Here is a 24,021-nt window from a genome sequence, read left to right as displayed (position 1 = left end):
TCGACCGGATTGCACCTATGGACAAGCTGCTGGCATTGAAGATGTTTGTTGAAACCGTGCGTTGTGGTGGTTATTCCGCCGCGGCACGCAAACTCGGCATCTCGACATCTTCGGTGACACGCCAGGTGGCAGGACTCGAAAATGAGTTGGGCGCCAGTCTTCTTAACCGTACGACTCGCAACACCAGCGTTACCGTCGCTGGGCAAACCTATTTCGAGAAGGCCGTCGCCATTCTCGATGCCATTGATCAAGCCGATGCCGTAGTCGCCGACCGTGGCATCGAGGCCCAGGGACGCCTACGGATCAGCGTCCCGGTGGAGTTTGGTCGACGAATCATCGCGCCGCATCTGGGTCGATTGCTTGCTCGTCATCCAGGACTCGAAATCAGCGTGTCGTTGAGCGATCAGGTCAGCGACCTGCTGAGCGAACAGATCGATGTGTCGGTGCGTCTCGGATCGTCGGTGGTCAGTGAGGATATCGTCAGCAAACGGGTAGGGGCCTTCCAGCGCTGGGTGGTGGCCAGCCCGGACTATCTGAGTCGTCACGCGGTGCCGTCTCATCCCCGTGACTTGCTGGAGCTACAATGCCTGCGCTTCGATTACGGTGGTTCGCACCACCACTGGACGTTCCAGGGCGAGGACGAAAGCATCCAGCTCAACGTCCACGGTCGCCTGCAAAGCAACAACGCCGATATCCTGCGTGAAGCGGCGATCGCCAGCGGCGGGGTGGCCTTGCTGGCCGACTGGCTGGTACGTGACGACGTCGCCGCCGGCCGGCTGGCACGGTTGCTGGAGCATTATGAAGTCAATCCCGGCAGCGCGAGCAGTTGTATCAATGCCCTGTATTTACCCAATCACCGGGGCTCCAGCCGGATCAATGTGTTCATTGATTTTCTTGAGGAGATCCTCGCGCCTGATCGATTGGATAACCGCTAGCGCCAACTCAGGTGCGTAGTTTTCTGTCGGGAGAACCGGGGTGGCACAACAGAAAACGCATGCGCCAGAAACGACAAAGCCCTGATTAATCAGGGCTTTGTCGTATAAAGATGGCGGAGGCGATGGGATTCGAACTCATGGACCTGTTACAGTCGACGGTTTTCAAGACCGTTGCCTTAAACCACTCGGCCACACCTCCGTATTGCGTTGCGGGCGCCATAATACCCGAATGAAACACACTGTCAAACTCTCTACGTAGCTTGTTACAGAGCGTCTGTTATCATCCTTGCCACTGAATGTTTCAAAACCGGAGGAGTGTCGCCATGCGCGAACAGGATTACGCAGTGAACAACAGCGTGCAGGCTGAGCAGCTAGAGGTTAGCCGCGTCCTGCGCAACACTTATGGCCTGCTGGCACTCACGCTCGCTTTCAGCGGTGTGATGGCCTTCGTTGCACAACAGATGCGCGTCGGCTACCCGAACATCTTCGTGGTGCTGATCGGTTTCTACGGCCTTTTCTTCCTCACCAACAAGCTCCGCGATTCGGCCTGGGGCCTGGTTTCGGCCTTCGCCCTGACCGGCTTCATGGGCTTTCTGCTCGGCCCGATCCTCAACCGTTACCTGGGAATGCAGGGTGGCGCCGAAGTGGTCAGCTCGGCATTCGCCATGACCGCGCTGGTGTTCGGTGGTCTGTCGGCCTACGTGCTGATCTCCCGCAAGGACATGAGCTTCCTGAGCGGTTTCATCACCGCAGGCTTCTTCGTGTTGCTCGGTGCGGTAGTTGCCAGCTTCTTCTTCCAGATCAGCGGCCTGCAACTGGCAATCAGCGCCGGCTTCGTGCTGTTCTCGTCGGTCTGCATCCTGTATCAGACCAGCGCCATCATCCACGGCGGCGAGCGCAACTACATCATGGCGACCATCAGCCTGTATGTATCGATCTACAACCTGTTCGTCAGCCTGTTGCAGCTGTTCGGCCTGATGGGTCGCGACGACTGATTGCATGCGTGATATGAAAAGCCCGCTTCGGCGGGCTTTTTTTCGTCCCCGATTTTTCGTTATGGCCAATTGCCCGCAAAAAAGCCGAATCGTGATGGCGCCTTTGAATAATTGATCTACAACTATGACAAGGGATTGCATTGCCAGGGGCGGCATGAGGTAAACCGGTCAACCACCGCGCGAAATCTTCGCCATGTTCCCCCCCGATATCGTTCGCATTCGGCTATCCGAGCCAGGTCTGATTGCGCCCGTTTTTCAGGCGCCAAGGAGGTGTACGCACGTCACTGAGCGTTAACCGTGAGCCGGCGGGGGCAACGCGCCCTGGCCCAATAACAAAGGAAGCCCTGCGCATCAATCAGGAGATCGATGATTTGGCAGGCGTTGCCCCTATAAGGAGATACCGATGATTAAGTCCCACGCAAAGATCCTTGTACTCATGACCTTGGCCGGCGGGTCGTCCATGGCCAATGCCGGCACCTTCCCTGATTTCGGCTTCGCCCCTCCCAAGAGTGAATATTCCGGCCCTGCGTTCCAGCTCAGCCAGAACTATCCCACCACTGCCCCTGGCGCCGCGTCGATGCCAGCGTTCTTCAAGATTCTGCCAACAACACGCAGCAATGATTTTGAAACCTGGCGAGCCTATATGGAGGGCGTCAAGCAATACTGTCTGGAGGGCAACGCCGAGACCAACTGGAATGTGCAGAAAAACGCCGTCCGCCAGTGGTATCACATGCCCTGGCAGCATTACGGGCCGAGCGGGCGTGAAGGCATCCACGGGCTGACTCGAGAGGCGCCTATTCAGCCTAAACAGCTCGCTCACACACAGTTGGAGTCCGGTCAGACTTATGCGGTGGGGATCTATAACGATATCGGTGCCTTTACCATCGGCCAGGTCTGGAAAGATCCGCAGAACCCTGACCCGAGCTTCACTTCAAAGCCCAAGAGCTTCCCCAACGGCACCGTGGTGTGTAAGGCGTTGTATGCCGACATCGATGTCAATTCGGTGCCGTCATTGGCCAATCCCTTGCTGCTGGATGCCTACACCGCCGTCACGTTTACATCCACTGATCGCGTCGTGAAAAAAGTCGCATTGATCCAGATGGACATTGCCGTGCGTGACTCGCGTGTCAGCGAGACCGGATGGCTCTTCGGGACCTTTCAGTACAACGGCATCGATAAAAGCAAAGGCGACTGGGAAAACCTGGTGCCGGTCGGAATCATGTGGGGTAACGACCCTGAAGTGACCAGCAGCGAGTTCACCAATCCGACCCCGACAGAAACCAAAATCAACCCTGCGTTGAAGCAGACCGCAATCAATGCCAATACCAAAGAACTGCCGCCGACCCACCTGGGTTGGAACGGACGCCTCAATGGGCCGGTGGACAACCCGCAGGCTTCATGCCTGAGCTGTCACATGACCGCTGAATACCAGCAACTGGCGATCATGAACCCGACTTTCCAGGCCAACCCACCAGCGCCGGGTACTGAAGAGTGGATGAAATGGTTCCAGAACATCCCCGCCGGCCAACCCTTTACGCCGGGCACCCAAAGCACGGACTACAGCCTGCAATTGTCCGCGGCCTTGGCCAACTTCTATGACTGGAAATGTAATCACAGTGGCGTCTATGCCGATGGCAAGAATGCTTGCGAAAAAATCGTGCCGCTAAAATTGATGAAAGCAAGCAATGCGCCTCAGGATGAGGTGCAAAAAGTGCAGCGCAGTCCTGAGCTGGAAGACCTCGAGTAACATAAATCCCGGCCTCGGATGACACCGAGGCCGGGTCAGGTTCATGCCATGGGTGGCAGTCGCCGCTTGACCGGAGTCTTCTTGACGATGGCGGTGTTGGTTTCTGCCAGAACATTGAGCTTGTCCAGCAAGGTGTCCAGTTGCTCCATCGAACGCACATGCAGCCGAGCGATGAAGCAGTCATCGCCGGTGACCTTGTCACATTCGGTAAATTCAGCGATGGCCTGGATCTGCCGTTCCACTTCTTGCAACTGCCCCGGTAACGGGCGAATACGCACAATCGCCTGGAGCTGGTAGCCGAAGCACTTGGGGTCCACTTCAACGGTGTACGCCCTGAGCACGCCACGCTCTTCGAGCCTTCGAAGGCGCTCGGCGACGCTGGGGGAAGACAGGCCGCTCAAGTTTGCCAAGGCCTTGAGGGAGCGTCGGGAGTCTTCCATCAGCGCGCTGATGAGGATCTGGTCGATGTCGTCAGTCATTTTTCACTCCGTTAGGCCAATGCTCGAAGTTGCCTTGATAAAAAAGGTCGAAAGCCAGTTTAGCCTTTCTCGTGCCATGGAGGAGCGCCCCTTTGGCTCGGCATACTGTGCCCACTTGCTGAAGGAGCCTGAAGATGGACAAGACCTTACGTCGCGGTTCGCTGGAAATGACCGCCGCTATGTTGATTTCCGGAACCATCGGCTGGTTCGTGCTGGTTTCCGGTGTGCCGGTGCTGGACGTGGTGTTCTGGCGCTGCGTGTTCGGTGCTGCGACCTTGCTGCTGATTTGCGCCGGTTTCGGATTCTTGCGTCCGGGTCTCCTGACGCGTACCACCTTCTTGCTGGCGGTGCTCAGTGGCGTGGCGATCGTGGGCAACTGGGTGCTGCTGTTTGCTTCGTACTCCCGCGCGTCGATTGCCATCGGTACCGCGGTGTACAACGTTCAGCCGTTCATGCTGGTGGGATTGGCGGCGTTGTTGCTGGGGGAAAAAATCACCGCCCAAAAGCTGTTCTGGCTGGCGGTGTCGTTTCTCGGCATGTTGGCCATCGTCAGCGCCCACGGTGAGCAAGGGCAGGGTGGCGGCGACTATCTGACGGGTATCGCCCTGGCGTTGGGCGCTGCCTTGCTGTACGCCATTGCGGCGTTGATCATCAAGCATCTGACCGGGACACCGCCGCACTTGATCGCGCTGATTCAGGTCAGCACCGGTGTGTTGCTGTTGGCACCCTGGGCGAACTTTTCAGCGTTGCCGCAGCAGCCCGAGGCCTGGGCTAGCCTGGTAACCCTGGGCATGGTTCATACCGGCGTGATGTACGTGTTGTTATACAGCGCGATTCAACGGCTACCCACCGCAGTGACCGGCGCGTTGTCGTTCATCTATCCGATCGCGGCGATTTTCGTCGACTGGTTCGCCTTCGGTCATCGCCTCGAGTTGCTGCAGTGGCTGGGTGTGGCAGCGATCCTGCTGGCGGCCGCCGGAATGCAGCAGGGCTGGGGCATCAAGGTGCGCCGTCCAGCCCTGCCATAACCCATCGTTCGGCGCGGGTCAGAAGATGTAGTCGGTGGTCAGGAAGTTAGAGTCCCGCCCGCGGATGATGTCGCTGATCAGCGCCTTGTTGTTGTCCTGGAACTTGGTCGCCACCAACGTGCGGATCGAAAAGGTGCGCAGCGCATCGTGGACCGACAACGTGCCCTCGGCCGAGTTTTTCCGGCCGTTGAACGGGAACGTGTCCGGGCCACGCTGACATTGGGCGTTGATGTTGATGCGTCCGACCTGGTTGGCGAAGATGTCCACCAGTTTGCCGACTTCGGCCGGGTTGTTGCCGAAGATGCTCAACTGTTGGCCGAAATCGGACTCGAGAACGTAATCGACCACGGTATTGAGGTCGCGGTACGGCACGATGGGGACGACCGGGCCAAACTGTTCTTCGTGGTAGACCCGCATTGCAGTGTTCACCGGATAGAGCACGGCCGGATAGAAGAACGAACCGCGGGATTCGCCACCGTGTTCATTCGTCACCTGCGCACCTTTGGCGGCGGCATCGGCCACCAGCGCCTGCAGATAATCGACCTTGCCCGCTTCGGGCAACGGTGTCAGTGCCACGCCATCTTCCCACGGCATGCCAGGTTTCAGGGCGGCCAGCCCGGCGTTGAATTTCTCGATGAATGCCGGTGCCAGGTCTTCGTGGACAAACAGGATCTTCAATGCCGTGCAGCGCTGGCCATTGAAAGACAGCGAGCCGGTCAGCGCCTCGCTGACGGCGTTGTCCAGATCCACATCCGGCAGCACCAGGCCCGGGTTCTTTGCGTCCAGGCCCAGGGCGGCACGCAAACGGTGCGGGCGCGGATGGAGTTTTTTCAGATCGCTTGCAGCTTTGTTGGTGCCGATGAAGGCAAAGATGTCGATCTTGCCGCTGGCCATCAGCGCGCTGACGGTTTCCCGGCCGCTGCCGTAGATCACATTGATCACACCGGCCGGGAAGCTGTCGCGAAATGCTTCCAGCAGCGGCCGCACCAGCAGTACGCCGAGTTTGGCCGGCTTGAACACCACGGTATTGCCCATGATCAATGCCGGAATCAACGTGGTGAAGGTTTCGTTCAGCGGATAGTTGTAGGGGCCCATGCACAAGGCCACGCCCAGCGGCACGCGGCGGATCTGCCCGAGCGTATCTTGTTCCAGCTCGAAACGGCTGGAGCGGCGGTCCAGTTCCTTGAGGGCGTTGATGGTGTCAACGATGTAATCGCAGGTGCGGTCGAATTCTTTTTGGGAGTCCTTGAGATTCTTGCCGATTTCCCACATCAGCAACTTGACCACCGCCTCGCGTTGTTCGCGCATGCGCGCCAGGAACGCCTCCACATGGCGGATGCGTTCTGCAACACGCATCGTTGGCCACTGGCCCTGGCCGCGGTCATACGCGCGGACGGCTGCGTCCAGGGCGGTGAGCGCGGTCTGTGCATCCAGCAGCGGCGTGCTGCCCAGTATCACTTGTTCGTCCCCCTGCGGGCCTGCCAGGTACACCGGGCTGCGAACAACTGCCAGTGGCCCTTGCCAGGTTTGCAGCACGCCATCGATCAGGTATTCGCGCTGCTCGATCTGTCCCTCGAGGCGGTAGGCCTGCGGAATATCGGCAGCGCTGGGAAACAGGTTGGCGAAGAGGTTGGCTTGGGTCATGTCGTTACTCCATCAATGAAATGAGCCATGGGCTGACGGCTTTCAGGCGTAAATCGCTTTTAGGGTTATACGCCCAAATGGCGGTGCGTTTTAAGTGCCGGGGGGCGAGGGACAGGATTTTATCGGCGTCAGGCAGGTGTGGAGGCGGGCAGGCTGGACTCATTGTCGGTTGGCATGGCGAGTCGCCAACACATGGCTGCGACCCGCCCTGAAGCGCTGGTTTACCAACGCATCCGTACCCCCAGGCTGCCGATCAGCCCGTTGAGGTCGTTGTCGTCGACGTCGCTGCTGTAGTCAGCGCTGATGTAGAGGCTCACCACCGGTGTAACCCGCGCCACCAACCCCAGCCCTACCTCGACGGTGGAAGATTTGCGGCTGCTGCTGATCTTGTCGACTTTGTCCAGGGTCAAGGTGTCGGCACTCTGGACCGTGTGCCAAAGGTTGGTGCGCACGTAGGGTTCCACGCCCAGGCCGTTGACCTGATACGTCCCTTTGAGGCGTGCTCCGACGCGCCCGCTCCAGGTGCTCAGTTCGTTGCCGGAGCCGTTCTCGGCATTGGGGTTGTCAAGGGTGATGCGCTGGTTGATCAGTTGCGCCTGGGGTTCAACCACCCAATGGTCGCTGATACCGATGGGAAAACCGCCTTCGACCGACAACGTGACGGCATTGCCTTCAGCGGCCTGACGCTGGCCTTGCTCGGTGCGGCTGTAACCGTTGACGCGCCCGCCGCTGGCACTCAGGTCCACATGCCAGCCTGCCGGCCCGGTCAGGCTCCAGTACGCCCCCAGATGGGTGCCTTGCAGGTTCAGTGCTTCTTTGCCGGGCTCGGCCATGGCCGGTGTCACTAGCGTGCCATTGACGCGGGTGATGACCTGGTTCTGTCCACTGATCAGGCCCACGCGTTGGGTATGGCCGCTGTCGTTTCGCAAGGTGAAGAGGGCGGGGCTCTTGCTGGAGGTGGGGTCAGTGTTTATGGATGCGGTGCCCTGGCTGTCGGACTGTGTTCGGTCATACCAGAGTTGCGACGTCTGCTCGGCGGGCCAGGCCCATACCTCCATGGACGAACACAGTAACAACGAAGTCGAGATTGTGTAGAAAGTGGTAGTGATCTCTTGTGGACGGAGGGAAGTTTTCATGGGGGCCTGCCTTGCAATCGCATGCGTTTCTCGCTTATGGCGTCTCTCCTACCCCGAACGAGGGGCGACCGAATGGATTGAGGCAAACCTCGGGCCGTCCGCTGTAGCGGGGTTCCGAGGCTTGCCCCTGACTGTATTTCCGGGGGTAGTACGTTGTAGTCAAGAAGACCGGTGCCGTCGCGTCAAGAAAATGAACGATGAATGGCAAACTGAAATCAGAGCCAATAAATAACTGATTTTTTTCGGTTATCCAGATCAGTGAATTGACGTCAATCAACCGTTTCAACCCCTCTGGTTCACCGACTCACCATTTGATTCGAACGCCGATGTTGCCCGACACACTGCGTTGTTGCGTGCTGTCGAGGTCATGGCTGTAGTCCGTCGCCGCATAGATGCTGACCGTGGATGCCAGGCTCACGATGACGCCGACGCCCAGGTCGCCGGTGGAGGCGCGCTGCTGGGTCTCGATCCGATGGGCATCGTCGAATGTCACCGTATCGGTGCCGGAAAAGGTGTGCCAGACATTGGCCCGCAGATAGGGCTCCACCGGCGTGCCGCTGACCAGGTAGCGACCCTTGAGCCGGGCGCCGAGGCGACCGGTCCAGGCACTATCGGCATCGAACTCGACCCTTGAGACCCCGTCGTCCTGCGTATCCAGAGAGATCTTCTGATGGATGACTTGGACCTGGGGTTCCAGGACCCAGTCAGCAGTGACAGCGAATGGATAACCGGCCTCTGCCGACAAGGTCAGGGCGTGCCCGCGATTATCGATTTTGAGACCGCGTTCGGAGCGGTTGTCGCCGTTGAACCGTGTGCCCATCACCACCGCGTCGACATAGCCGCCGCTGGGGTCGGTGAGTGTCCAGTACAACCCGTAGCTGTCGCCGTCGAGCTCTATCTTGCCGGCGTGTCGGCCCTCAAAGCCCAGGTTGAAACCGTCGACCTTGCCATTGAGTTCGGTATGGCCGACGAAGAAACCGATGCGCTGGGTTTGGCCGCCGGACATCGGCGCGCTGTACAAATCGTTGCCCACCTGAAAACCCTTGATGGACCCGTCCAGCCGCGGGGTCACCGTGCCGGCCCAGGTCTGGTCCAGATCCTTGCCATAGACCCGGCCCCAACCTGCTCCAAACGCACCGGTTTCGGTAAGCAGGCGCTGGTCGCCCTGACGATCATGGAACGTGCCCAAGGCCATCAGGGTCAGTTGCGCCGCGGCGGGAGGCAGCACCGACCAGTTGGGCACTTCCGGGCGGTACAACGGGATGGGCGCGGCACCGGGCACTGCCGCTGGCAAGGCCGGCAACGTCGAGCTGGGCGCCGCTATCGGTCCGGCGACCAAGTCTGAGCGCAGGTACCAGCTGTTTTCATTGCCGGCCACGCCGCCTTTGAACAAACGATAATCGAAGGCGCCGGCCGAGACCGATTGCGCCAGCGAGAAGGCACCGATGTCGCTGACCGCGCCACCCTGAGCCTGGACCAGCTCGATGCCGTTCTGGGTGGTTTGTGCGCCCATGCCGCCCAGGTTCGTGACCGTAATGGACGTGCTGCCTGTGAGTGTTCCGCCATCGACCACCAGTTTGTCGCTGGAAGAGTCGTCGGCGCCGACCACCGTCTGCAGGCGCAACTGGCCGTTCGTACCGACATAGTTGCCTTGCACGGTGAGGGTGTCGTCGGTGCGGGTGTTCTCGCGGGTGAGGTCAATGATCCCGTTGTTGTTAAGGGTTGCCAGTTGGCCGGCGGTAAACGGCGCGACGCTGCCCTGGGTCGACGTCAGGGTGCTGCTGTCATCGATCGTCAGGGTCCCGGTGCCAGTGGCGCTGTCACCTAGCACCAGCGCGTCATCCAGATCCAGGCGTGAGTCCCGGATCAGATTGATCGTTTCCCAGTTGGCATAACGGGCTCCCGTGCCGGAGGTGCTGCTCTCAAAGGTCAGTAGGTCCTGGCCCAACCCGCCATCCACACTGGGCGTGGTGGCGAGCCGTGTTTCGTCGAGGGCGCGCAATACCGCCGTGTCGCTGCCTTCACCCATCAGAACAGCCGAGTGAATGAGGCCACCGCTCCACTGCAATCGGTCATCGCCGGCACTGGCCCGGACTTCGCCGATGATTTCGCCACCGCTCACGGTGATACGGTCGTTGCCACCGCTGACGCTGACGTTGCCGCCGATACGGCCTGCGGACAGGATGATGGTGTCGTGGCCGAAACCGGCCACCAGGTTGCCGATGATCTGCCCGCCCGACATGTCGAACACATTGTCATCGAGTTTCATATCGACCCGGCCGATGCTGCCGCCGGACATTCGCGCAATGTCGCCGTCTTCGAACGCATCGACGATGGTGCCGCCGGTCATCGTGAACTGATCGAGGCCATCGCCTTGGGAGATGGAGAGAATCCTGCCGCCATTCATCACGAACTCATCGCCCTCCGAACCTTGCTCGACGTCGCCGTCAATCACGCCGTTGGCATTGATCTCGATGCGGTCGATCCCGGCGTCGAAAATGACGTCGCCCTGAATGATACCGCTGCCATTGGCCGGCATTGTCAGGCTGTTATTGCCAGAAAGGTCCGTCAGTCCAGGGCTGGTGCCGCTGTCACAGACATAAACGTCATCGCCCGCCGTTGGCGTCAATGTGCAAGCCGCCATGGCAGATTGAGCGGATAACAGGAAAGGGGCCGATACGCATACCGCGTGGAACAGCCGATTGAAACCTTGATCGCGCAAGCTCATGTGCTATCCCTCTGCATCGGCACCCGTGTTATGCCGGTTTCAGCATCGGTTGCACTACAGAAGGCACGCAGGGCCTGGCAACGCTCGCTGTATGGAAGGACCCTAACAACGAATAACGAGCGTCGCTACTGTCAGAACTTACAGGTATTGCAGGTAAAGAGCAGTGTTTGGCCTCACAAATGCACTTCCACGCAAAGCGGCAGGTGATCGCTCAGGTGTGTCCAGGGTTTGCTGCCCAGGATCTGCGGGGCATGGCTGGTGGCGTTGCGCAGGTAAATACGGTCCAGACGCAGCAGGGGGAAGCGGGCCGGGTAGGTCCTCGCCGGACGACCGTGATGGTGCTCGAAGGCTTCGTGCAGGTATTGGCGACGGGCGAGGGCGGTATTGCCGCGCAACTGCCAGTCGTTGAAATCACCGGCGATGATCACCGGGGCGTCTTCGGGTAACGAATCCAGCAATTGGCAGAGCAATTTGAGCTGCAACTGGCGATGGCTTTCCAGAAGGCTCAGGTGCACGCAGATTCCGTGGACCTCGGCATGACCGGGTACGTCCAGCACGCAATGCAGCAGTCCGCGCCGCTCGGGACCGGTAATGGAAACGTCGAGGTTTCGAAACTCACGGATCGGGTATTTGGAGAGCAATGCATTGCCATGATGGCCATCGGGATACACCGCGTTACGACCGTAGGCAAAATCGCTCCACATGCTGTCGGCGAGGAACTCGTACTGGGACATTGGCGGCCAGTTCTCGTAGCGCGAAGCGTGGCGGTCGTGTTCCCCCAGCACTTCCTGCAGGAACACCAGGTCGGCACCGGTGCTGCGTACCGCTTCACGCAGCTCGGGCAATATGAAACGACGGTTGAGGGCGGTAAAACCCTTGTGGGTATTGACCGTCAGAACCCGTAGCCGATGGACCGCCGCGGGCGTGTCCAAAGGCGTTGATTCGGCGGCTTGCCGGTTGGGATCGCCAGTCACGTTCACTCCTGAATCAGACGTACCTGTTCATGCGACTTATAGTGGCTGCCGCAGTTCCGGATTTTTCCCCGTTGCCAGGTCAATCAGGTCACCCGCTGAGCCACCGTTATCGTGAGCAGGCTCGCTCCCACAGGGTAGGGAGCATCGCTTTTGTGACATCCCTCACACTGGATTGGCGGTGGTCAGATGAACACAATTTCATAGGGCAAACCCATGCGATCAAGAATGACCCGTGGCACCAACGGTGCGATGCCGCTGGCGGGCTCGCCGTTGAGTTGGCTGGCGTAGGCGTGCATGGCGTGCCGTTTGCGGGCGGTGGTCCAGATATCCAGGCGCAGCTTGCGGGCCCGGTGCCAAGGGATCTTGTTTTGCTCACGGACCGGCCAGTGCCAGGCCCACACCGGCAGCTCAATGAACACCGCCTCGATGCTTTCGGCGGCCAGGGCCCCGGCGCGGCCAACGGCATCATGGTCGCTGTCACCATCCTTGCGCCAGGTACTGAACACAACGTCGCCCGGCTTCAAGTACCGAGCGATGAAAGCGCTCAGTTGGGCCTCATGGTCGGCGAGGGTTTTTTCCGGGAAACCACCGCGCACCCACTGCATGCCACGGGCCGGTACCCCCAGGCGATGCAGGGCGTCCACGCTTTCCTGGGGATGGGGGCGGTAGGCATGCTGGCGCTCATCGGTCCACAGCGGTGAGCCGGGATGACTGATGCTGCCGTCGGTGACCGAGATCAGCAAGATGGGATGACCCAGATTGCTCAGCAACTGGAGCAGACCGCCACAGGCGCCGACCTCATCACCCGGATGCGGAGCAAGGATCACGGCGCGTGCGCCAGCGGGAATGAGGGTCTGGGTACTGATGATGGGAATGTCGGCCAGCTGGGGGGCGCTGTTCCATATTTGCGGATGCTGTCGACCTGGCAAGCGAGAAGCGAGTTTCATGAGAGACGTCCCTGTTTGTATTCAATCTTTCAGCCATGCACCGGGCCGATTGCCCGGTGGTGCCCACCAGGGCCTGACTGCGAGCGGCGATGTTCCGATCCTGGAATCTACCGCTCGCCAAGTATTGATCATGTTGGGCGATTCGTCGCGCCCCATGTTGTTGCGAATGCTGTTTTTCTGCGCGGGGACTTGAGCGGGTGAACAAACCGCGTCCCTGCGGTTGTGTTTTTTCACCCGTTTATCGAAGGTTTATTCCTCCTCCTCACGTTGCAACTCGAACAACAACAGCGAGCGGCCGGTGACGGAGTATTCGTAGTCAAAATCGAAACGCTCCTGGCCACGCACCTTCGGCTGGTTAGTGTCGACCATGCATGTCCAGAAACTGCCTTCGGGCACTTCCGGCAGGCGGAAGTTGACGATGTCGTGATGGGCATTGACCACCAGAAGCAGGGTCGCGTTGCCACCCTTGCGACGAATACCGGTTTCCTGGGCGCGCCCGTCCATCAGCATGCCCAGGCACCGACCGTGGCCGTCATGCCATTGCTCGGTGGTCATCTCGCTGCCATCGGGGGCCAGCCAGGTGACATCCTTGACGCCCAGGTCTTCGTTGTAATTGCCCACCAGGAACCGCCCGCGCCGCAGGATCGGGTAGGTCAGGCGCAGTTTGATCAGGCGCTTGACGAACTTGAGCAGCGCCTCGCCATCCTCACTGAGGTCCCAATTGACCCAGCCGATCTCGCTGTCCTGGCAATAGGCGTTGTTGTTGCCGTGCTGGGTCCGAGCGAACTCATCGCCAGCGACGATCATCGGCGTGCCCTGGGCCAGCAGCAAGGTCGCAAAGAAGTTGCGCATCTGCCGCTGACGCAGTTCATTGATCTCAGGATCGTCTGTCGGGCCTTCGACGCCATGGTTCCAGGACAGGTTGTTGTTGCTGCCGTCCTGATTGTTTTCGTCGTTGGCTTCATTGTGTTTGTCGTTGTACGACACCAGGTCGTGCAGGGTAAAACCGTCGTGGGCGGTTACGAAGTTCACCGAGGCGTATGGGCGACGACCGCGCTGGTTGAACATCTCGCCTGAGGCGGTCATGCGGCTGGCAAAGTCGGCGAGTTGGCCGTCGTCGCCTTTCCAGAATGCGCGGACCGTGTCGCGGAATTTGTCGTTCCACTCCACCCAGCCTGGCGGGAACCCACCCACCTGATAACCACCAGGGCCGCAATCCCACGGCTCGGCGATCATTTTCACCTGGCGCAACACCGGGTCCTGGCGACAGGCGACGAGGAAACTGTGGCGCTCGTCGAAGCCATCGTGGTATCGACCCAGAATAGTCGCCAGGTCGAAACGGAAGCCATCGACGTGCATTTCCGTGGCCCAGTAGCGCAGGGAGTCGGTGACCATCTGCAGCACGCACGGGTGACTCAGGTCCAGGGTGTTGCCGGTGCCGGAATCGTTGATGTAGTAGCGTTTGTCATCCGGCATCAGCCGGTAGTACGAGGCATTGTCGATGCCGCGCATGGACAGGGTAGGGCCTTGCTCGTTGCCTTCAGCGGTGTGGTTGTAGACCACGTCGAGGATGACTTCCAGGTTGGCCTCGTGCAGGTGCGCAACCATCTCCTTGAATTCGGCGATTTTGCCGCTGGCCAGGTAACGCGGGTCCGGGGCGAAGAAGGCAATGCTGTTGTAGCCCCAGTAGTTGGTCATGCCCTTGTGCAGCAGGTGCTGGTCATTGACGAACGCGTGGACGGGCAGCAGCTCCACCGATGAAACACCCAGCTTGCGGATGTGCTCGAGCACATCGTCCACCATCAATCCGGCGAAGGTGCCTCGCAGGTTTTCCGGTACCGAGGGGTGACGCATGCTGATACCGCGAACATGGGTTTCATACAGGATGGTCTTGTCCCACGGCACACTGACACGCTGGTCGTTGCCCCAGGTGTGGGCCGGGTCGATGACTTTGCATTTGGGTACGAAGGGCGCGCTGTCGCGTTCATCGAAACTCAGGTCGCCGTCCGGGTGGCCGATGGTGTAGCCAAACAGTGCCTCGGACCACTTCAGCTCGCCGACCAATTGCTTGGCGTAGGGGTCGATCAGCAGTTTGTTGGGGTTGAAGCGGTGGCCATTCTCCGGGTCGTAAGCGCCATAGACCCGGTAGCCATAGATCATCCCCGGATGGGCGTCAGGCAGATAGCCGTGGTAAATCTCGTCGGTGTACTCCGGCAGCTCGATACGCTCGAGCTCGACTTCGCCGGTATCATCGAAAATGCACAGTTCAACCTTGGTGGCGTTCGCTGAGAACAGCGCGAAATTGACCCCCAGGCCATCCCACGTCGCACCCAGCGGGAAAGGTAGCCCTTCACGAATCCGCGAAGCCTCGATAACGGGCGGCGGCGTAGTGTTTTTTGGATGGGTCATAGTTGCTCCTGCAAAAGACAGACAGATACGGCAATGCTGTTCACTTAAAATCTATTCTTTTCACTGTGGCGAGGCAGCTTGCTCCCGCTGTGCCGCCTAGCGGCACCATTGATCGACACCGCGCATCCAGGCGTCGGCCTGGTGTGGCGTCAGCACGCGCCCTTGTCAGCACGGGGGCGCATGCCCTTGAGGCGGATGTCAGGTATGGATCAGTTAGCCGGCGGCTTGCGCGGCGCTCGTGGCTTTTTCTCCACAGGTTTTTCCACCGCGGTGCTGACAGCGGCAGGTTTAGCTGCAGGCTTGGCCTTGGGCGTAGTGCTTTTCGTGGCAGGCTTGGCTGCGGTGCTCTTGGTCGCGGCAGGCTTGCTCGCCGCTGGTTTACCGGCGGCCTTGGCGGGTTTGCTCGGTGCCAGGGCTTCGGCCTCGGCAAGTTTGCGAGCCATCTCCCAGTGGCGTTTTTCCTGCCCGGCAGGCTTACCCTCGGATTCCCAGATCTGATAGGCGAATTCACGAATGCGTTTATCGTCGGTACTCATCGCAGTGCTCCTGACTGAACTCAAGATTGGATAAAGACATTGACCGGGAAATCCCCCAGCGCGTCGCTGACCATCAGCTCCCTTTGGGGTGTGACTGCCGCGCTGGAAAAAAGTCCCTTCAGTTTTTCATCCCCACGGGCAAACGGTAGTGATACGCGGGTGTCGCCCCAGTCCGATGCAGCCACCAGCGGCACGGCACCGTTTTCCAGCAGGCGAGCTGCATGGATCGGTACCACTATGATTGCCCGTTGTTGCTCATGCTCACGCATAAAGGCCAGGACCCGTTCGGCCTGCGCGCCAACCACTTGCAATGGCTGATAGCGGCCTTGCTGGAACAGTTGCAAGTGTTCGGTGCGTACGGCCAGTGTCCTGGTGATCAACGCTTGCTTGACCCTGCCATCGCGCCAGGTGCTTACCAGTTGCGCTGGGGTGCCTGGTGCTTGCATCGCCTCGCGGCGCGCCAGGAAATCCACCGGGCGGCGGTTGTCCGGATCCACCAGGCTGAAATCCCAGAACTCATTACCCTGGTACAGGTCCGGCACACCAGGCACAGTCATGCGCAGCAAGGTTTGCGCCAAACTGTTGAGGGCGCCCGCCGGGGCGATGACCTGGACCGCCTCGGCGATGGCGTTGCGCAGAGGCAGCCCCTCATCACCGAGCAACAGCCGCTCCAGGAACAGTTGGGTCGCCTGCTCATAAGCGTCGTTGACGGCCGACCAACTGCTTTGCAACTTGGCTTCGCGCAAAGCCTTGCGTTGCCATTGCCACATGCGCTCGTTGTAGTCGGCCAGTGCCGTGTGGTCGTGCACATCCAGGTCTAGCGGCCAACTTCCCAGTAGCGCCTGGTACAGAATCAATTCATCACCGGCTGAAGGAGCGGCGGGGTCGCTGTGCAGCGATGGCGCAAGAATGCGCCACTGGTCCACGCACGCCATGTACCAATCAGCTCGTTCGCTGATGACCGCCAGCCGCGCCCTGGTGTCTTCGCCGCGCTTATGGTCATGGGTGGCGGTGGTCATCAGGTTGTCAGGGAAATGCTCCAGCCGTTCGAGGCAGGCGTCATGAAACGCTTGCGGCGGGGCGCTGAACCGTTCGGTGTTGTAGCCCACGTCATTGCGCGACAACAGCACTGCCGAACGATAAAGCGCCGTGTCTTCCACGGCCTTGGCGGCGGCTGGCGAGGTCAGTTGCTGGAAGCGCACGCAAGCATGGCGCAGCCGTTTGCGCTGACCGCCCCGAGGGCGATCCCGCCAGGGCATGCCGCCGAGCCAGTCGGCCAGGTAGTCGAGCACCGGCCAGTCGGCTTCGCTGAGGGTCTGTCGGGCGCCTTCCAGGGCCTGACGGAAAAACACATCGTCTTCGTTGGAGCGGCCGAGCGGGTTGATGTAGGTGCGGTACACCGGGAAGTGCACGATCAGTTCCTGCAACGCGCGGCGAATGGCGCCGAGGGTCAGGTCACGGGTCATCACGTCGTCCCGCGCGACTTGCAACAGGGCCTGGGCGACGCTTTCGAAGTCTCCGGCCAGGGAACCATTGAGAATCTGTTGACGGGCCAGACGCGCTTCTTCGATGAAGTGCGCCGGTCGCTCGCTGTGGCGACTCCAGAACTCGGCAAGGGGTTCGGCACCGGCCGGGTCATGCTGCAGCAACGAGATCTGGTTCATGAACTCGTAACCGGTACTGCCGTCGATGTTCCAGTCCCGACGCAGGCTCTCGCCATCGCCGAGGATTTTCTCAATGAAAATGGGCAGGTGCCGCGAGGGCGAAAGCGAATCAAGACGCCTGCGCAATTTGCGGCAGTAGCCGCGAGGATCGGCAAGACCGTCGATGTGGTCGATCCGCAAGCCGTCCACCAATCCTTCGGATATCAATTCGAAAATTTTGGCGTGGGTGGCTTCGAACACCGCGGGGCGCTCGACCCGCAGGCCACCCAGCTCATTAACGTCGAAAAAGCGCCGCCAGTTGATGTCGTCCGCCGCCGTACGCCAACTGGCGAGCCGGTAACTCTGGCGCTCCAGCAATTGATGCAGACGCTCGAACCCCTCGGGTTGCCGGGAGTCGTAGGCGCGCAAGTTCTCTTCGATGGTGGCCTGGATACCTGGCTGGCTGGCCAGCTCTTGCAATTGCTGCTGCAGCGGTCGGGCCAGGGTATGGGCGTCGGTCTGGTAGTTCAGCGTGGTAAAACGCTCGGCCAACGCCTTGAGGGATTCGGCCTGTTCGGATGGCAGCGTTTCGGCAGGTTTGAGTAATTCGCCGTACTGCATGGGGCAAATAGGGAAGTGATGCTCGTAATGCTCGGCCAGGAAGCTGCCTTGCGTGGCATCGAAGCGTAACTTCAGCGTGCCTTCCTGCAAGGCCACTCCGTAGTCGCTGCCTAAAAACGGCAGCAACAGTTGGCCCTCCATCAAGGGGTCGGGAGAATGCCACTGGATATCGAAAAACTCGCCGAAGGGGCTCAAACGTCCCCATTCCAGCAGGTCCTGCCACCAGGGATTGTCATTGCCGCCGACGGCCATGTGGTTGGACACGACATCGAGGATCAACCCCATCCGGTGCTCACGCAGGCTGGCGACCAGGCGTCGAAGCGCCGCTTCGCCGCCCAGTTCCGGGTTCACCTGGGTCGGATCGACCACATCGTAGCCATGCATGGAGCCGGCGCGGGCTTTGAGCAGTGGCGAGGCGTAAATATGGCTGATGCCCAACGATGCGAAGTACGGCACCTGGGGGATGGCATCGTCCAAGGTGAAGCCTTTATGAAATTGCAGGCGAAGGGTCGCCCGCAATGGTTGGATCAACGTCTGATTCATCGGTCACGCTCGTTCGCCTGAAGCCTTGCGCAGGCGAGGATTTCCAGACGCCGGGCGGCGCCCGGGTCATCCAGCAGCACCTGGCTGTCACACGCCAGGCGACGCCGCCAGTTGGGGTGGGTATCGGTAGTGCCAGGCAGGTTGGCCTGCTCGTCGATGCCCAGGGCGTCTTCGAGGGGCAGCAACACCAGCGGCGCACGGGTATGGCCGAGAAAACGCACACTGGCGTCGAGTATCTCGTCGGTATCCTGGTGTTCTTCACGAAAGTTCTGCGGGTCCTGATTCAACACATTGCTCAGGCCTTCACGTTCACGCTCGCGGTGTCTGCGCCAGTCCATCTCGGTGTGGGAATCGATCAGGTCCAGCCGGGCATTCCAGTCGATATCGTGGCCGTGCCACCAGCCATTGAGGGTCGGCAAGTCATGGGTACTGGTCGTGGCCAGGGCATTGTCCGGCCAGTCGAGGATGGGTTTGAAGTGGGTGTTGTCCTGTTCGAACAACAGCACGCGCATGCCGAGGATCGACCGGGCGCTGAGCTTCTCGCGAAGGCCCTCGGGCACGGTGCCGAGGTCTTCGCCCAGGACGATGGCTTGATGGCGATGGGATTCAAGGGCCAGCAGACGCAGCAGGTCGTCCACCGGATAATAAAGGTAGGCGCCATCGCTGGGCGGGGCGTCGTTGGGGATCACCCACAGGCGCTGCAAGCCCATCACATGATCGATGCGCAAGCCGCCGGCGTGGGCGAAGTTGGCCCGTAGCATCTCAATGAACGCGCGAAAACCATTGCGTACCAACCCCTCTGGCGAGAATGCCGAGATGCCCCAGCCTTGGCCGGAGCGGTTGAGGATGTCCGGCGGTGCGCCCACGGTCAACGAGGCGAGCAGTTCATCCTGCCGACTCCAGGCCTGGCTGCCTCCACCATCGGCGCCTACTGCCAGGTCAGCGATCAGGCCAATGCCCATGCCGCTGGATTTAGCCGCGCTCTGGACGCGCTCCAGGCACCGGGTAATCAGCCACTGGCAAAACGCGTAGAAGCCGATTTCGTCGGCGTTCTCCTCGGCAAAGTGCGCCAGCGTCGAACTACGCGGGTTGCGCCATTCTTCGGGCCAATGGCGCCAGTCCAGGCTCTCTCCCCGAGCCGCACGTTCGGCCTGCAGGGCTTCGAAGCGGCAATGATTCTCCAGGGGTTCGCCGCTGGTGTGGCGGAAACTGCTGAAATCCTCATGCAATGGATGCTCGCCCTGGCTGAAGCCGTCGTACAGGGCGCGCAGGACTTTCTGCTTGGCCTGGGCCGCCACGGGCCAATCCACCAGCGGTTGTTCTTCCAGATTGCGCAGTTGGTTGGTCAAACCGGTGGCGTCAATGGCCGCGCGCAGCGCGCGTTCGCCGAGAACGGTGCCCGGCGCGGCATAGAGACTGTTGAGGAAGAGCCGGCTGGACGGTGAATAGGGGCTGTAACGGCCGGTGTCGCTGCTGAACATCGCGTGCATCGGGCTGATCGCCAGGGCGTCGGCACCGCGCTCGCCGGCGACCCGTACCAACTCCTCCAGGGCCTGGGTGTCACCGAAACCTCCGTCGCCGGGGCGGCGCAGCGCATATAACTGCGCGCTCAGGCCCCAGGCGCGGGGCGTCGGATTATCCACCGCATCGGCCACGCTATAGCAATGTGCTGGCGCGACCGCCAGGGTGAAATGCTGGTCCTGGATGCTGACGTGCTGGTAACCCACCGGGACCATCCCCGGCAACCTGGCGTCGGCGTCGAGTTTCAGGTTCAGTGTGGCACCATCCTCGAGCTGGATTTCGCAGGGCGTGGCGGCTTCGAAGTAGCGGCTCAGATCCACGCTGGCGCCGACATCGGCGGTGATCAGCGGTGGCAATTGATGATTCTGTTGGTCCTGCTGCAATTGCAGCAGGCTGGCGTCGATTTCCTGGGCGGTCCCGGCTGGATGGCCCAGACCGATGAGGACTGAACGCAAGACGGCGGGCGAGACTTTCTGCGCCCGGCCGTTGGCGTCGATCCAGTCCACCGCCAGGCCCGCTCGGCCGGCGAGAATTTCCAGTTGCGCATCGCTCATAGGCGCTCTCCAGTGATGTTGGGCAAGTTTGCCGCGTGCGTCAGACTGACCAGCGCGCTGTAGGGCGCCAGGGCCCCTTGCTGCAACAGACCCATGGCGTGCTGCGGATGTTCGAAAAGAATCTCGGCCTCTTCTTGAGCGGTATGCTTGACTGGCTGATCGCTGAGGTTCAGGTCAATGCGCAACACGCTGCCGTCGCCCATGCGCCAGCGTGCGCTGACTGCGCCATGGCCCAGCACTTCGGCGTCCAAGGCCTGGGCTCCGGGCAAGCGCGGGACGATCACTTCACGGCGGATTTTCAGCAGTCGTCGATAGAGTGTTTCACTGGCTAGTTGCTCAGCGTGCTGCGCCTCCAGCTCAGGCCTCGACACCTCGAAGGTATCAGCCGCGTTAGGATCCGGGATGCGCTCACGCTTTTCGGGATCGGCAAAGGCACTGAACGCCTTGAACTCGTTGCGCCGACCCTCACGAACCAGCTCCGCCAGCTCGCCATGATGGCTGGTGAAAAACAGGAAGGGTTGCCGGGCGGCTACTTCATCGCCCATGAACAGAAGCGGAATCATCGGTGACAACAGCAACAAGACCGTCGCCGCTTGCACGGCCTGAGGCGGGGCCAGTTGGTGCAGGCGTTCACCCAGTGCCCGGTTGCCGATCTGGTCGTGATTCTGCAGAAACAGCACGAAGGCGCTGGGGGGCAGGTGTCCGCTGGGTTCGCCCCGGGGCTCGCCGTGGCGGTTGATATGGCCCTGGAAGACAAACCCCTGGCTGAGGCAGCGTGCCAATTGTTCCGTCGGCTCTTGGGCATAGTCAGCATAATAGGCGTCGGTTTCGCCGGTCAGCAGCACGTGCAGGGCGTTGTGCCCGTCATCGTTCCACTGGGCGTCATAGCCGTGCTCCAGCAGGCTGGCCTGGTTGTGTTCGTTTTCCACGGTCAACCAGACATGCCGAACCGGATCTACCTGTTCGCGCACCCTGGCGGCCAGTTCCTGGAGAAAATCCGGATCTTCGATCGCATGCACGGCGTCCAGGCGCAGTCCGTCGAAACGGTATTCCAGCAGCCACATCAGCGCATTGTCGATAAAGAAGTCCCGCACCTCGCGGCGCCGGAAGTCAATTGCCGCGCCCCAGGGGGTGTGCTTGTCTTCGCGGAAAAAACCTTTTGCGTAACGGTGCAGATAATTGCCGTCGGGGCCGAAATGGTTGTAAACCACGTCCACAATCACCGCCAGCCCGTGGCCGTGGGCGCTGTCGATCAAGTGCTTGAGCTGTTCCGGCGTGCCGTAGGAGGCCTGGGGAGCGTAGGGCAGGACGCCGTCGTAGCCCCAGTTACGGTCACCGGGAAACTGCGACAGCGGCATCAGTTCGATGGCGGTTACCCCTAATCCAGCCAGGCGCGCCAGGTGCTGTTCGACGCCTTGGAAACCACCGAGGGCGCCGACGTGCAACTCATAGATCACAGCTTCATGCCAGGGGCGCCCGGACCATTGGGTATGGCGCCATCGGTAAGCATGAGGGTCGACCACCACGCTGTGGCGGTCAATGTCACCGGCCTGGGCGCGGGACGCCGGGTCGGGAACCTCCAGTTCGCCGTCGATGTTGTAGCGATAACGAGTGCCGGCGGGGCAGCGGGTCTGGATCATGAACCAGCCATCGGCCTGGGGCAGTAGCGGTATTGAATCTCCAGTGTCGAGCTCGACACTCACAAAAAAAGCATCCGGGGCCCAGAGGGCGAAGCGGGTGTGCTCGGCATCGAGCATGACCGCGCCATGGGTCCAGGTTTCAGGCGTCCTTGACGGCATTGTTACCTCATTGTCTGGCCGATTTACCCAGTGACTTGGCCACTAGCTGTTCATAGAGTTCGGCGTAGGGTTCCACGGCCTTGCACCAGTTGAATGGCGCTGACATAGCCCGGCAGCGCATCGCGTTGAGCAGGTCAGGGAACTCGAAGACCTTGAAGGCCCGGCTCAATGCCTGTTTGTAGCTTTCGGCGGTGGACTCATCGAACAGGAAGCCGGTGATGCCGTCTTCGATGGTGTCCGCCAGCCCGCCGGTATTGCGTGCCACCGGCAGCGAGCCGAAGCGCTGGGCGTACATCTGGCTCAAGCCGCAGGGCTCGTAGCGTGAAGGCATCAGCAGAAAGTCGCTGCCGGCGAACATCCGCCGCGCGTCGGTTTCGTTGAAACCGATGCGTACACCGATGCGTCCGGGAAAACGCAGCGCCAGTTCACGCATGGCTTGCTCTTCCTCCGGTTCGCCGCGACCAATGATCGCGATCTGGCCCCCGGATTCGACGATGAACTCGGCGACGGCTTCGGTCAGGTCCAGGCCTTTCTGGTACACCAGGCGCGATACCACGGCGAACAGCGGGCCGCTGGAGTCGTCGAGACCGAACAGATCGCGTACATGAGCCGCGTTCACGGCTTTGCCTTCCCAGTCACCCATGGCGAACTGGCGGAACAAGTGCGTATCGGTGGCCGCGTCCCAACTCTCGTCGATGCCATTGGGAATGCCGCTGAGCAGGCCTTGTTGTGTTTTAGCCGCAAGAAAACCGTCGAGCCCGCAACCGAATGCCGGGGTAGTGATTTCCTGGGCGTAGGTGGCGCTGACCGTGGTGATATGACTGGAGTAGGCCATGCCGGCCTTGAGAAACGACAACTTGCCGTAGAACTCCATGCCTTCCTGCTGCAGCGCGTGCTCCGGGATACCCAGCTCCGGGCAGGAGGCCAGGCTCACTACGCCCTGGTATGCCAGGTTGTGAATGGTGAACAGGGTAGGCGTGCGTTGTCCACGCCAGTGCATGTAGGCCGGCGCCAGACCGGCCGGCCAGTCATGGGCGTGGACCAGATCGGGGCACCAGTGGATTTGGGCGAGGTTGGCGGCGATATCAGCTGCGGCCAGGCCCAGCCGGGCGAAGCGAATGTGGTTGTCGGGCCAGTCGCGACCGTTGTTGGCCCCGTAGGGTGAGCCTTCACGGGCAAAGAGTTCCGGACAGATCAGTACGTAGATCACCAGGCCGTCGGCCATGTCCATGCGCCCGATCTTGCAGGGCGGCAGCGCGGCGTGGCCGCCCAGTTCACCGATGATGTGGATCGGGTTGCCGCTGTTCATCACCTGCGGGTAACCGGGGATCAGCACCCGCACGTCATGCAGGCCGGCCATGGCCCGGGGCAGGGCGGAAGAAACATCGCCCAGGCCGCCGGTTTTGACCAGGTCGGCAATTTCCGAGGTTACGAACAATACCTTCTTGCGATTGGGATTCTGCCTGACGACCGGGAGCAGTGCCTTGCCGCCGGTGGCCAGCACCGGTGCCGTCGGCGAGTCAGTCGCCAGCGGAAGTTGAGAACGGACTTGCTGTGGTTCCAAGGCAGCACTGATCATAACTTTCTCCCATTTTCTCGATCTGTTTCCGGCAAGCGCCAGAGCTGTTGTTTCATTGGCCGAATCCTGCGGCCAGGCGCACAAGCGCTACGCAAGGTAAGCAAAGCGCTGCCCAATGCGGTTAAGCGAATCAGGTGAAGGGGCTGCTTCAAGGACTTGCAAGGACTGCACCAGCCGTTGTTGCCCTACCTCTAACCTGACCC

Annotated in this window: 16 protein-coding genes and 1 tRNA gene; 4 read left to right on the top strand and 13 right to left on the bottom strand. The window is 60.7% G+C overall.

The genetic code is table 11. The features are described 5' to 3' along the window. The first annotated feature begins 17 nt into the window (after positions 1-17). Positions 18-935 (top strand): LysR family transcriptional regulator, encoded by a 918-nt coding sequence (locus PSEUDOMOFG3G_RS14430; RefSeq protein ID WP_107322533.1) that lies wholly within the window; start codon positions 18-20, stop codon positions 933-935. 111 nt (positions 936-1,046) lie between these two features. Here PSEUDOMOFG3G_RS14430 and PSEUDOMOFG3G_RS14425 read toward each other — a convergent pair. Then, positions 1,047-1,134, bottom strand: a tRNA-Ser gene (locus PSEUDOMOFG3G_RS14425). 124 nt (positions 1,135-1,258) lie between these two features. Between PSEUDOMOFG3G_RS14425 and PSEUDOMOFG3G_RS14420 the strand changes: the two genes are divergently transcribed. Both PSEUDOMOFG3G_RS14420 and PSEUDOMOFG3G_RS14415 read left to right on the top strand, forming a co-directional pair. Continuing rightward, entirely contained in the window at positions 1,259-1,930 is a 672-nt protein-coding gene (locus tag PSEUDOMOFG3G_RS14420) for a Bax inhibitor-1/YccA family protein (RefSeq protein ID WP_039588756.1), read from the top strand. A 403-nt stretch (positions 1,931-2,333) separates the two neighbouring features. Next, positions 2,334-3,677, top strand: a complete 1,344-nt coding sequence (locus PSEUDOMOFG3G_RS14415) for a hypothetical protein (protein WP_047226584.1) — start codon at positions 2,334-2,336, stop codon at positions 3,675-3,677. A gap of 41 nt (positions 3,678-3,718) precedes the next feature. Here the strand turns inward: PSEUDOMOFG3G_RS14415 and PSEUDOMOFG3G_RS14410 are convergent, their stop codons facing one another. Further along, positions 3,719-4,156: an Lrp/AsnC family transcriptional regulator gene (locus PSEUDOMOFG3G_RS14410; RefSeq protein WP_047226583.1), complete on the bottom strand. Its 438-nt coding sequence runs from the start codon at positions 4,154-4,156 to the stop codon at positions 3,719-3,721. A 134-nt stretch (positions 4,157-4,290) separates the two neighbouring features. On the opposite strand from PSEUDOMOFG3G_RS14410, the gene PSEUDOMOFG3G_RS14405 reads away from it, so the two are divergent. Further along, positions 4,291-5,184, top strand: a complete 894-nt coding sequence (locus PSEUDOMOFG3G_RS14405; RefSeq protein WP_107322532.1) for a DMT family transporter — start codon at positions 4,291-4,293, stop codon at positions 5,182-5,184. A gap of 18 nt (positions 5,185-5,202) precedes the next feature. Here the strand turns inward: PSEUDOMOFG3G_RS14405 and PSEUDOMOFG3G_RS14400 are convergent, their stop codons facing one another. From PSEUDOMOFG3G_RS14400 to glgA, 11 genes are all read right to left on the bottom strand, one after another. Further along, positions 5,203-6,828 carry an NADP-dependent glyceraldehyde-3-phosphate dehydrogenase gene (locus tag PSEUDOMOFG3G_RS14400; RefSeq protein WP_107322531.1) on the bottom strand — a complete coding sequence of 542 codons (1,626 nt, stop codon included), beginning with the start codon at positions 6,826-6,828 and terminating at the stop codon, positions 5,203-5,205. 221 nt (positions 6,829-7,049) lie between these two features. After that, on the bottom strand, positions 7,050-7,964 hold the full coding sequence (locus PSEUDOMOFG3G_RS14395) for an autotransporter outer membrane beta-barrel domain-containing protein (protein WP_139050377.1): 915 nt from the start codon (positions 7,962-7,964) through the stop codon (positions 7,050-7,052). A gap of 304 nt (positions 7,965-8,268) precedes the next feature. Beyond that, a complete protein-coding gene (locus PSEUDOMOFG3G_RS14390) occupies positions 8,269-10,692 on the bottom strand; it encodes an autotransporter outer membrane beta-barrel domain-containing protein (protein WP_139050376.1) in 2,424 nt (807 codons plus the stop codon). 173 nt (positions 10,693-10,865) lie between these two features. Further along, positions 10,866-11,666 carry an endonuclease/exonuclease/phosphatase family protein gene (locus PSEUDOMOFG3G_RS14385; RefSeq protein WP_047226579.1) on the bottom strand — a complete coding sequence of 267 codons (801 nt, stop codon included), beginning with the start codon at positions 11,664-11,666 and terminating at the stop codon, positions 10,866-10,868. A 182-nt stretch (positions 11,667-11,848) separates the two neighbouring features. Further along, positions 11,849-12,613, bottom strand: a complete 765-nt coding sequence (locus tag PSEUDOMOFG3G_RS14380) for a PIG-L deacetylase family protein (RefSeq protein WP_047226578.1) — start codon at positions 12,611-12,613, stop codon at positions 11,849-11,851. Between the two features lie 249 nt (positions 12,614-12,862). Next, a complete protein-coding gene (gene glgX / locus PSEUDOMOFG3G_RS14375) occupies positions 12,863-15,022 on the bottom strand; it encodes a glycogen debranching protein GlgX (RefSeq protein ID WP_047226577.1) in 2,160 nt (719 codons plus the stop codon). 209 nt (positions 15,023-15,231) lie between these two features. Continuing rightward, positions 15,232-15,558 carry a DUF2934 domain-containing protein gene (locus PSEUDOMOFG3G_RS14370; protein ID WP_047226576.1) on the bottom strand — a complete coding sequence of 109 codons (327 nt, stop codon included), beginning with the start codon at positions 15,556-15,558 and terminating at the stop codon, positions 15,232-15,234. A 20-nt stretch (positions 15,559-15,578) separates the two neighbouring features. Then, positions 15,579-18,365: a malto-oligosyltrehalose synthase gene (locus PSEUDOMOFG3G_RS14365; protein WP_139050375.1), complete on the bottom strand. Its 2,787-nt coding sequence runs from the start codon at positions 18,363-18,365 to the stop codon at positions 15,579-15,581. Beyond that, positions 18,362-20,440 (bottom strand): 4-alpha-glucanotransferase, encoded by a 2,079-nt coding sequence (malQ, locus tag PSEUDOMOFG3G_RS14360; RefSeq protein WP_139050374.1) that lies wholly within the window; start codon positions 20,438-20,440, stop codon positions 18,362-18,364. The genes PSEUDOMOFG3G_RS14365 and malQ overlap by 4 nt, the downstream gene beginning before the upstream one ends. Next, positions 20,437-22,239 (bottom strand): malto-oligosyltrehalose trehalohydrolase, encoded by a 1,803-nt coding sequence (gene treZ / locus PSEUDOMOFG3G_RS14355; RefSeq protein WP_139050373.1) that lies wholly within the window; start codon positions 22,237-22,239, stop codon positions 20,437-20,439. Before treZ ends, malQ begins: the two co-directional genes overlap by 4 nt. A gap of 7 nt (positions 22,240-22,246) precedes the next feature. Further along, the gene (gene glgA / locus PSEUDOMOFG3G_RS14350; protein ID WP_047226572.1) at positions 22,247-23,818 is read right to left on the bottom strand and encodes a glycogen synthase GlgA; all 1,572 of its coding nucleotides are present in this window, start codon (positions 23,816-23,818) and stop codon (positions 22,247-22,249) included. Positions 23,819-24,021 lie beyond the last annotated feature (203 nt).

The organism is Pseudomonas sp. FG-3G (assembly GCF_901007645.1).
GTDB lineage: Bacteria > Pseudomonadota > Gammaproteobacteria > Pseudomonadales > Pseudomonadaceae > Aquipseudomonas > Aquipseudomonas rhizophila.
Note: the sequence above shows the minus strand (reverse complement) of the source record. Positions and strands in the feature narration are given on the sequence as shown.

What these genes read in the sequence shown, in the direction of transcription:
- PSEUDOMOFG3G_RS14430 (WP_107322533.1), top strand. Translation starts at nt 18, where the DNA reads ATGGACAAGCTGCTGGCATTGAAGATGTTTGTTGAAACCGTGCGTTGT.
- PSEUDOMOFG3G_RS14420 (WP_039588756.1), top strand. Translation starts at nt 1,259, where the DNA reads ATGCGCGAACAGGATTACGCAGTGAACAACAGCGTGCAGGCTGAGCAG.
- PSEUDOMOFG3G_RS14415 (WP_047226584.1), top strand. Translation starts at nt 2,334, where the DNA reads ATGATTAAGTCCCACGCAAAGATCCTTGTACTCATGACCTTGGCCGGC.
- PSEUDOMOFG3G_RS14410 (WP_047226583.1), bottom strand. Translation starts at nt 4,156, where the DNA reads ATGACTGACGACATCGACCAGATCCTCATCAGCGCGCTGATGGAAGAC.
- PSEUDOMOFG3G_RS14405 (WP_107322532.1), top strand. Translation starts at nt 4,291, where the DNA reads ATGGACAAGACCTTACGTCGCGGTTCGCTGGAAATGACCGCCGCTATG.
- PSEUDOMOFG3G_RS14400 (WP_107322531.1), bottom strand. Translation starts at nt 6,828, where the DNA reads ATGACCCAAGCCAACCTCTTCGCCAACCTGTTTCCCAGCGCTGCCGAT.
- PSEUDOMOFG3G_RS14395 (WP_139050377.1), bottom strand. Translation starts at nt 7,964, where the DNA reads ATGAAAACTTCCCTCCGTCCACAAGAGATCACTACCACTTTCTACACA.
- PSEUDOMOFG3G_RS14390 (WP_139050376.1), bottom strand. Translation starts at nt 10,692, where the DNA reads ATGAGCTTGCGCGATCAAGGTTTCAATCGGCTGTTCCACGCGGTATGC.
- PSEUDOMOFG3G_RS14380 (WP_047226578.1), bottom strand. Translation starts at nt 12,613, where the DNA reads ATGAAACTCGCTTCTCGCTTGCCAGGTCGACAGCATCCGCAAATATGG.
- glgX (WP_047226577.1), bottom strand. Translation starts at nt 15,022, where the DNA reads ATGACCCATCCAAAAAACACTACGCCGCCGCCCGTTATCGAGGCTTCG.
- PSEUDOMOFG3G_RS14370 (WP_047226576.1), bottom strand. Translation starts at nt 15,558, where the DNA reads ATGAGTACCGACGATAAACGCATTCGTGAATTCGCCTATCAGATCTGG.
- PSEUDOMOFG3G_RS14365 (WP_139050375.1), bottom strand. Translation starts at nt 18,365, where the DNA reads ATGAATCAGACGTTGATCCAACCATTGCGGGCGACCCTTCGCCTGCAA.
- malQ (WP_139050374.1), bottom strand. Translation starts at nt 20,440, where the DNA reads ATGAGCGATGCGCAACTGGAAATTCTCGCCGGCCGAGCGGGCCTGGCG.
- treZ (WP_139050373.1), bottom strand. Translation starts at nt 22,239, where the DNA reads ATGCCGTCAAGGACGCCTGAAACCTGGACCCATGGCGCGGTCATGCTC.
- glgA (WP_047226572.1), bottom strand. Translation starts at nt 23,818, where the DNA reads ATGATCAGTGCTGCCTTGGAACCACAGCAAGTCCGTTCTCAACTTCCG.